Annotated in this window: 9 protein-coding genes; 5 read left to right on the top strand and 4 right to left on the bottom strand. The window is 70.3% G+C overall.

Annotated features, from left to right (window positions below; genetic code table 11):
• Positions 1-116: 116 nt before the first annotated feature.
• Both QCD68_RS16490 and QCD68_RS16485 read right to left on the bottom strand, forming a co-directional pair.
• The gene (locus tag QCD68_RS16490) at positions 117-1421 is read right to left on the bottom strand and encodes a hypothetical protein (RefSeq protein WP_301223799.1); all 1305 of its coding nucleotides are present in this window, start codon (positions 1419-1421) and stop codon (positions 117-119) included.
• Between the two features lie 92 nt (positions 1422-1513).
• Positions 1514-1780 carry a hypothetical protein gene (locus tag QCD68_RS16485; RefSeq protein ID WP_111075940.1) on the bottom strand — a complete coding sequence of 89 codons (267 nt, stop codon included), beginning with the start codon at positions 1778-1780 and terminating at the stop codon, positions 1514-1516.
• A gap of 159 nt (positions 1781-1939) precedes the next feature.
• Between QCD68_RS16485 and msrA the strand changes: the two genes are divergently transcribed.
• The 5 genes from msrA to QCD68_RS16460 all read left to right on the top strand — a co-directional run bounded on the left by msrA (position 1940) and on the right by QCD68_RS16460 (position 5655).
• Positions 1940-2467, top strand: coding sequence for a peptide-methionine (S)-S-oxide reductase MsrA (gene msrA, locus QCD68_RS16480; RefSeq protein WP_111075941.1), 528 nt, complete (start codon positions 1940-1942; stop codon positions 2465-2467).
• Positions 2468-2506: 39 nt separating this feature from the next.
• Entirely contained in the window at positions 2507-2734 is a 228-nt protein-coding gene (locus QCD68_RS16475) for a methyltransferase (protein ID WP_301223798.1), read from the top strand.
• A 113-nt stretch (positions 2735-2847) separates the two neighbouring features.
• A complete protein-coding gene (locus tag QCD68_RS16470; protein ID WP_301223797.1) occupies positions 2848-3429 on the top strand; it encodes a single-stranded DNA-binding protein in 582 nt (193 codons plus the stop codon).
• 52 nt (positions 3430-3481) lie between these two features.
• A complete protein-coding gene (gene ettA / locus QCD68_RS16465) occupies positions 3482-5167 on the top strand; it encodes an energy-dependent translational throttle protein EttA (protein ID WP_111075944.1) in 1686 nt (561 codons plus the stop codon).
• A 5-nt stretch (positions 5168-5172) separates the two neighbouring features.
• Positions 5173-5655: an acyl-CoA thioesterase gene (locus tag QCD68_RS16460; protein WP_301223796.1), complete on the top strand. Its 483-nt coding sequence runs from the start codon at positions 5173-5175 to the stop codon at positions 5653-5655.
• Between the two features lie 158 nt (positions 5656-5813).
• Here the strand turns inward: QCD68_RS16460 and QCD68_RS16455 are convergent, their stop codons facing one another.
• On the bottom strand, positions 5814-6677 hold the full coding sequence (locus QCD68_RS16455; protein WP_301223795.1) for an acyl-CoA thioesterase: 864 nt from the start codon (positions 6675-6677) through the stop codon (positions 5814-5816).
• Positions 6678-6728: 51 nt separating this feature from the next.
• On the bottom strand, positions 6729-7106 hold the full coding sequence (locus tag QCD68_RS16450; RefSeq protein WP_301223794.1) for a hypothetical protein: 378 nt from the start codon (positions 7104-7106) through the stop codon (positions 6729-6731).
• Between the last annotated feature and the right edge of the window lie 223 nt (positions 7107-7329).

The following is a 7329-nucleotide window of genomic DNA, read 5'->3' as shown; positions in this document are numbered from 1 at the left end:
CGGGGGGCGTCGCCCCCCCGCGGCCGCGCGGGGGGCCCCCGCCCCCCGCCCCCCCCGCCCCCGCCGCCCCCCCCGCGGCCCGCCCCCCCCCCCTTCGTGGTGTTGCTGGTGTCAGCTCACTCGTCGTCGTCGGACCGGCGGCGGAGCTCGCTCGCGCTGACCGGGTTCGAGTACGGGGACTCGGACGTCTCGTTCGCATCGGCGGGTTCGGCGGGGGCGTCGGCGATCCGGGTCGGGATCGACATCGTGTTGGTGCCGCCGGCAGCATCGACGTCGACGCGAGAGTCGCCACGGTCGTTGCCGCGAGCGTCGCCGCGGTCGTTGCCGCGAGCGTCGCGGCTGTCGTCGTCGCGGGAGGCGCCGCGCGCGGTCCAGGACGCCGGGAGGTCGTTCCGACCGTTCCGCTCGTCGCGCACGATCGGCGCGCGGTCGGCAGAACTGGGGCGGCCGGAGCCGACCGGGACGTCGTCCACCGCGTCGGCGTTGTCGGCGTCGGTCGTGTCGGCACCGGAGCTGCGGGAGGCGGACCAACCGCGGTTCGGTGATCCGAACGCGGGGGAGCCGAGCGCCGGTCGGATCGGGGTGGTCTCACCGTCGGAGTACGGCCGCGTCGCGTTGTCCGAGATCGGCACCGTGCTGTCCGAGATCGGCATGGTGGCGTCCGAGCCGTACGAAGGACCGGCGGGGCGACCGGCCGGTGCGGCGTTCGTGTCCGGGTAGGCCTGCGTGGGGGCGGCGGCCGCGGAACCGGCTCCGGCGGCCGGAGTGGCCCGAGCGCTGGTGTCCACGGCGGGCGTGACCGTCGGCTGCGCCGGCCGGAGCGACGTCGTGGTCGGGGTGGGCGCCGGCTCGGAGCCGCGGGACGAGTCGACCTTGTCCGCGTTCCAGTCCTGCTGTCGCTTGATGAGCTCGGCGTCGGGGTCCGGGGAGTCGAACTTCCAGCGCTCGAGGTCGCTCTTGAAGAGCTTGCGCGCACGAGCCGGCCGAGCCTGCCACTCGAGGATGCGGTCGCGGAACTCGGTCAGCGACTGCTCCGCCTGGAAGCTGAAGGTCGAGGAGTTCTTCTTGATGTCCGCGATCTCGTGCTGTGCCCAGTTCGCCGCGATCGGTGCACCGGCGACGGGCAGCAGGCGGAGGCGGATGTCCGCGTCCTCGGCGAGGTGGTCGGCGTACGAGCGTTCGTCGTGCCCGAGGGAGCCCCAGTTCGCGGCCTTCCGCGCGGCGGACACGAGTCCGGCGACGGCGGCGTTCTTCGCCTCGCGCTCCTGGAGTGCGACGACGCGCTTCGTCGCCGCGCGGCCGATCAGGGCTGCGACGATGCCCGCGACGACGATCGCGACGAAGGGGATGATGGCCCCCGACAACACGCGCCAGCCCGCATCGGACGAGGTCCAGTCGTTCAGGTCGTTCCACCACTGCATGCGCGCACCATACGTCGGGATCGGTCAGGGTCTGGGGATGACAGGCGGAGGAACCGCACATCCATCGCATCTGATTCCGATGTGGAACATCATCACCAGCGGAGGGTGTCGACGGCGTCGTCGGCGTCCCAGACGTTGGGGAGCTCGACGAAGCGGCGTTCGGCAGCGACGTACCGACGGGCTCGGTACGCGGTGTCCCCGGCAACGTCGACGCGGTCCACGTACCCGACGATCTCGCCGTTGGCGCGTGTGACGCGGCTCAGGTCGTCGCGCACGTCGAGGATGCGGAGGTCCCCGCGGGACCGGGCCACCGGTCGAGGCGAGTGGATGCTGAGCCGGGCGTCCGTCGTCGTCTGCATGGGGGCCTCCTGGTCGTGGGGTGTGTCTCGAAGGTACGTTCGACCACCGACATGTCGTCGGGCCGCAGCCCGACCTGGGGAAGACGCACGGGCCTCCCGGCGTTGTGGAGGACAGTTCTCGCAACGGCTCTCCCGAGCCCCGGAAGGCAGGTCCTGACCATGACCACGTTCGTGCTCGCAGGTGGGTGTTTCTGGTGTCTGGACGCGGTGTACCGCACGCTGCAGGGCGTGCAGGACGTCGTGTCCGGCTACGTCGGCGGGCGCGACCCGCACCCGACGTACGAGCAGGTGTGCACCGGGACGACCGGCCACGCCGAGGCCGTCGCCGTCACGTTCGACGAGTCCGTCCTGCCGGCGCAGGTCGTCCTCGACGTGTTCTTCACCCTCCACGACCCGCGCCAGCTGAACCGTCAGGGTGCCGACGTCGGGACCCAGTACCGCTCGGCGATGTTCCCGGCGGACGACGAGCAGCGCGCACTGTTCGAGCAGGCGATCGCGCGTGCGTCCGACGTCTGGGACGGCGGGATCGTGACCACGCTCGAACCGCTCGGCGAGTTCCACCGTGCCGAGGAGCACCACCAGGACTTCTTCGCGAAGAACCCGGGGCAGGGCTACTGCCTGGCGGTCGCACTCCCCAAGGTCAACAAGGTGCGCAAGGCATACAGTCGGTACATCCTGGCGTCCTGACACGACGGGGCGTCGGAGCCACGAGGAGGTGGTCGCACGATGACGAACGACACCATGCAGAACGCGGACGCGACGACGGGGACCTGGGTCGCCGTCGGACCGGCAGGCGCGGTGGGCACCATCCACCACGATGCCGACGGGTTCCGGGTGGAGCTGTACGGGCGACGTGGCCCGGGCGGTACCTACCCGTCGCTCCAGTCCGCCAAGGGCGCGGTGCACAAGGCGATGGGTCCGCTCGCGGACCGGCCGGAGTTCCGCGCGCACTGATCCGGACTGGAGGCTCCGATCACCTTCCTGCACAGGGAGCGTGATCGGGGCCTCCTCTCCACATCCTCGGCGTCGACGTCCCGCAGGCGTCTGCACTGGCCGACGATCGACGCATGAACGACACGATCACGGTCTGCGGCATCGTCGCCACCGAGCCCCGCCACCTCGTCACCGAGACGGGCATCGCCATCACGAGTCTCCGGCTCGCCTCGCCGTCCCGCCGTTGGGACCGCCAGACGTCGACCTGGGGCAACGGTCCGACCAACTGGTACACCGTCACCGCCTTCCGGTCCCTCGCCGCGAACGTCAACCGTTCCCTGAGCAAGGGGGACCGGGTGGTCGTCACCGGGCGCCTCCGCATCCGCAACTGGGAGCGTGACGGCCGCGGCGGGACGAGCGTGGAGATCGACGCCGAGGGCATCGGCCACGATCTGGCGTGGGGGATCAGCAACTGGATGCGGCTCCCACGGCACGTGACCGAGGCGACCGCTGCTCCCGGGACGTCGCCGCGGGTCGACCACGAGACCGGCGAGGTCCACGACGACACCCCGGACGCCGCGCATCCGCCGGTGGACGCAGCACCGGACGACACCCACCCCGACGACCACCAGGGCGCCGACGACACCGTCGCAGCGCTGCTGCACCCCGACGCCGACGAGCCGCCGGAGCGCCCGGTCGGCCTCGACGCGGCCTGATCTCGACACCGCGCCCACAGGGACCCGGTGTCATCACTACACTTGGAGGGATATGGCTGAGTACATCTACCAGATGGTCCGCGCCCGCAAGGCGGTCGGTGACAAGCTGATCCTCGACGACGTCACGATGTCGTTCCTGCCCGGCGCCAAGATCGGCGTCGTCGGGCCGAACGGTGCCGGAAAGTCGACGATCCTGAAGATCATGGCGGGGCTCGACCAGCCCTCGAACGGCGAGGCGAAGCTGACCCCGGGCTTCACCGTCGGCATCCTCATGCAGGAGCCCGAGCTCGACGAGACGAAGACGGTCCTCGAGAACGTCCAGGAAGGCGTCGGCGAGATCCACGGGAAGCTCGCGCGCTTCAACGAGATCTCCGCGCTGATGGCCGAGCCGGACGCCGACTTCGACGCGTTGCTCGCCGAGATGGGCACCCTGCAGGAAGAGATCGACGCGGCCGACGCGTGGGACCTCGACTCGCAGCTCGAGCAGGCCATGGCCGCGCTCCAGTGCCCGCCGAGCGACGAACTCGTCACGCACCTGTCCGGTGGTGAGAAGCGCCGCGTCGCACTCTGCAAGCTCCTGCTGCAGAAGCCCGACCTGCTGCTCCTCGACGAGCCCACCAACCACCTGGACGCCGAGAGCGTGCAGTGGCTCGAGCAGCACCTGCAGCAGTACCACGGTGCCGTCCTCGCCGTGACCCACGACCGGTACTTCCTGGACCACGTCGCCCAGTGGATCGCCGAGGTCGACCGTGGCCGTCTCTACCCGTACGAGGGCAACTACTCGACCTACCTCGAGAAGAAGCGCGCTCGTCTCGAGGTCCAGGGCAAGAAGGACGCGAAGCTCGCCAAGCGCCTGACCTCCGAGCTCGACTGGGTGCGCAGCAACACGAAGGGCCGTCAGGCCAAGTCCAAGGCCCGTCTGGCTCGTTACGAGGAGATGGTCACCGAGGCAGAGCGCACGCGCAAGCTCGACTTCGAGGAGATCGTCATCCCCGTCGGCCCGCGTCTGGGCTCGCAGGTCATCGACGCCGAGAAGCTGCACAAGCAGTTCGGTGAGCGCGTCATCATCGGCGACCTGTCGTTCACGCTCCCGCGCAACGGCATCGTCGGCGTGATCGGCCCGAACGGCGTCGGCAAGACCACCCTCTTCAAGACGATCGTCGGCCTCGAGCCCCTCGACGGCGGCACGCTGAAGATCGGCGACACGGTCGACATCTCGTACGTCGACCAGAGCCGTGGCGGCATTGACCCGAACAAGAACCTGTGGGAGGTCGTGTCCGACGGGCTCGACTACATCCAGGTCGGCAAGACCGAGATCCCGTCCCGCGCGTACGTCTCGCAGTTCGGCTTCAAGGGCCCGGACCAGCAGAAGCGCGCCGGCATCCTCTCCGGTGGTGAGCGGAACCGCCTGAACCTGGCGCTGACGCTCAAGCAGGGCGGCAACCTGCTGCTCCTCGACGAACCGACGAACGACCTGGACGTCGAGACGCTGGGCAGCCTCGAGAACGCGCTGCTCGAGTACCCCGGTTGCGCCGTGGTCATCACCCACGACCGGTGGTTCCTCGACCGCATCGCGACGCACATCCTCGCCTGGGAAGGCCTGAACGAGGACGGCACGCCGAACTGGTACTGGTTCGAGGGCAACTTCGAGGCCTACGAAGAGAACAAGATCGAGCGCCTCGGTGCCGATGCTGCGAAGCCCGGCCGCGCGACGTACCGCAAGCTCACCCGGGACTAGTCCCGGTGGCACGCCTGCACGCTCCGATCCGCATCCGCTGGAGTGACATCGACGCCTACGGGCACGTCAACAACTCGGCGATGCTCCGGCTGCTCGAAGAAGCACGCGTGCTGGCGTTCTGGGCGCCGGACCCCGACGAGGTCGACGAGTCGGGGTCCGCGCCGGAGCCGGTGATCGACGGCCGGCCCGGATCGGGGACCATGACGGTGATCGCGGCCCAGCGCCTCGAGTACCTCGCCTCGACGCCGTACTTCCGTCGACCGCTCGACATCCAGCTGTGGATCGGGCGGATCGGTGGGGCGAGCCTCGACATCTCGTACGAGGTCTGGTCGCCGGTCGGTCACGAGCCGGCCGAGCTCTACACACGTGCCACCACGACGCTCGTCCTGGTGGACGCGGAGACCAACCGGCCGCGGCGCCTCACCGACGTCGAGCGTGCCGCCTGCCAGCAGTACGTCGAGCCGCCGGTGTCGTTCTCGCGGCCCTGACCGGTGATTCGTGCGGCCCGGCCCTGATCGGTCTGGCGGTCGGGCCTCATCGGCCGCCGTCCGCCCGACTTCGGCCAGTCACCGGCCTCGGGTCAATAGCCGGATCGGGTCAGTAGCCGGCTGGGGCCAGAGCCGGCTGGGGCCAGAGCCGGCTCGGGTCAGTCGTCCGCGGGGACGCGCATCATGCCCTCCTGCGCGACCGTGGCCAGCAGCCGCCCGTCGCGGGAGAACATCCTGCCCAGCGCGAGGCCTCGGCCGCCCTGTGCGCTCGGCGACTCCTGCACGTACAGCACCCACTCGTCGGCCCGCCCATCGCGGTGCCACCACATCGCGTGGTCGAGGCTCGCGAGCTTCACGCCCGGCGTGCCCCAGGCCATCCCGTGCCGACGCATGATCGGTTCGAGGAGCGACAGGTCGCTCGCGTAGGCGAGGACCGCGCGGTGCAGGGCAGGGTCGTCCGGCAGGTCGCGTTCGACGCGGAACCACACCGCCTGGTGTGCGACCCGCGCGCCCTGCACATCGACGTAGACCGAGCCCTCGACGTGCCGCATGTCGATGGACCGTTCCGCCCAGGCCTGCGCGGTCGGGTGGTCGATGGACGCGAGCACGGATGCAGCCGACGGCAGCGACTCCGGATCCGGCACGTCCGCGGGGAACGGGTCCTGGTGTTCGGCGCCGACGTCCGGCGTCTGGAAGGACGCGATCATCGAGAAGATCGGGACGCCGTTCTGGTACGCCTGCGCCCGACGCGTCGCGAAGGACCGGCCGTCGTGGATCCGCTCGACGCCGAACGTGATCGGCACGTCGATGGCCCCCGGCCGCAGGAAGTAGCCGTGGACCGAGTGGATGGCGCGTCCCTCGATGGTGGTCTGCGCGGCGACGATGCACTGCGCGAGGACCTGTCCGCCGAACACCCGGCCGCCGGGGGACCAGTGGCTCGCTCCGGTGAGGATGGTCTCCCGGGTGCTCGCTCCGGTGTCCTCGAGCTGCAGGGTGGAGAGGAAGTCGGGTTCGCGGTTCACCAGCCCAGTGTACGAACGCGCGGCGAGCGAGCGAGCGAGTGCGCGCGCGGCTCACGATCGTGCCGGCCGGGGGTGTCGGGCAGGGGGTCCGCTCACGGGGTCGATGCGGCCGGCCGCCGGCTCGTCCTCGTCCTCGTCGTCGAGGGGGTCGGCCGGTCCCGTGACGTCGGCTCCCACGAGTTCGGCGAGGTCGGGCGAATTCCGGAGCAGGCTCCAGACGGCCACCGCGCCGAGCGCGCCGCCGACGCTCGCGAGCCAGGGGACGACGGCGTGCGACCAGACGTCGGGTGACGCGAGCCAGACGACGTGGTTGGCGATCGTCGACCCGGCGAGACCGAGCAGCAGGCCGACACCGGGCCGGAGGCTCGGACCGGCGAGCAGGCCGGCGACGACGAGGACGGACAGCAGGGCGTTGAGCAGGTGCGGCATGAGCAGGCAGGGGGCGACAGGTGAGCAGGCAGGCAGGCAGGTAGCCAGGTGGGTGGGCGAGGTGGGGAACGGACCGACGGGCCCGCCCGGGGGGGGGCCCCCCCCGCGGGGGGGGGGACGGTGGTGGTGTGTGTGGCTGTGGCTTTTAAACAAATGACCCGGCCGCCGAAAAGTTATATTTTTTTTTATAGGTGGTGGCGGTGTGATTAAAAAAAAATGTGGT

The sequence above is a fragment of the Curtobacterium sp. PsM8 genome, assembly GCF_030433875.1.
GTDB lineage: Bacteria > Actinomycetota > Actinomycetes > Actinomycetales > Microbacteriaceae > Curtobacterium.
The sequence above is the reverse complement of the archived record's forward strand: the minus strand, read 5'-3'. Positions and strand labels throughout refer to the sequence as shown.

Bases quoted from the DNA above. Each gene is read 5' to 3' on its own strand.
- QCD68_RS16450 (WP_301223794.1), bottom strand. From the start codon at position 7,106: ATGCCGCACCTGCTCAACGCCCTGCTGTCCGTCCTCGTCGTCGCCGGC.
- QCD68_RS16490 (WP_301223799.1), bottom strand. From the start codon at position 1,421: ATGCAGTGGTGGAACGACCTGAACGACTGGACCTCGTCCGATGCGGGC.
- QCD68_RS16475 (WP_301223798.1), top strand. From the start codon at position 2,507: ATGACGAACGACACCATGCAGAACGCGGACGCGACGACGGGGACCTGG.
- QCD68_RS16485 (WP_111075940.1), bottom strand. From the start codon at position 1,780: ATGCAGACGACGACGGACGCCCGGCTCAGCATCCACTCGCCTCGACCG.
- msrA (WP_111075941.1), top strand. From the start codon at position 1,940: ATGACCACGTTCGTGCTCGCAGGTGGGTGTTTCTGGTGTCTGGACGCG.
- ettA (WP_111075944.1), top strand. From the start codon at position 3,482: ATGGCTGAGTACATCTACCAGATGGTCCGCGCCCGCAAGGCGGTCGGT.
- QCD68_RS16470 (WP_301223797.1), top strand. From the start codon at position 2,848: ATGAACGACACGATCACGGTCTGCGGCATCGTCGCCACCGAGCCCCGC.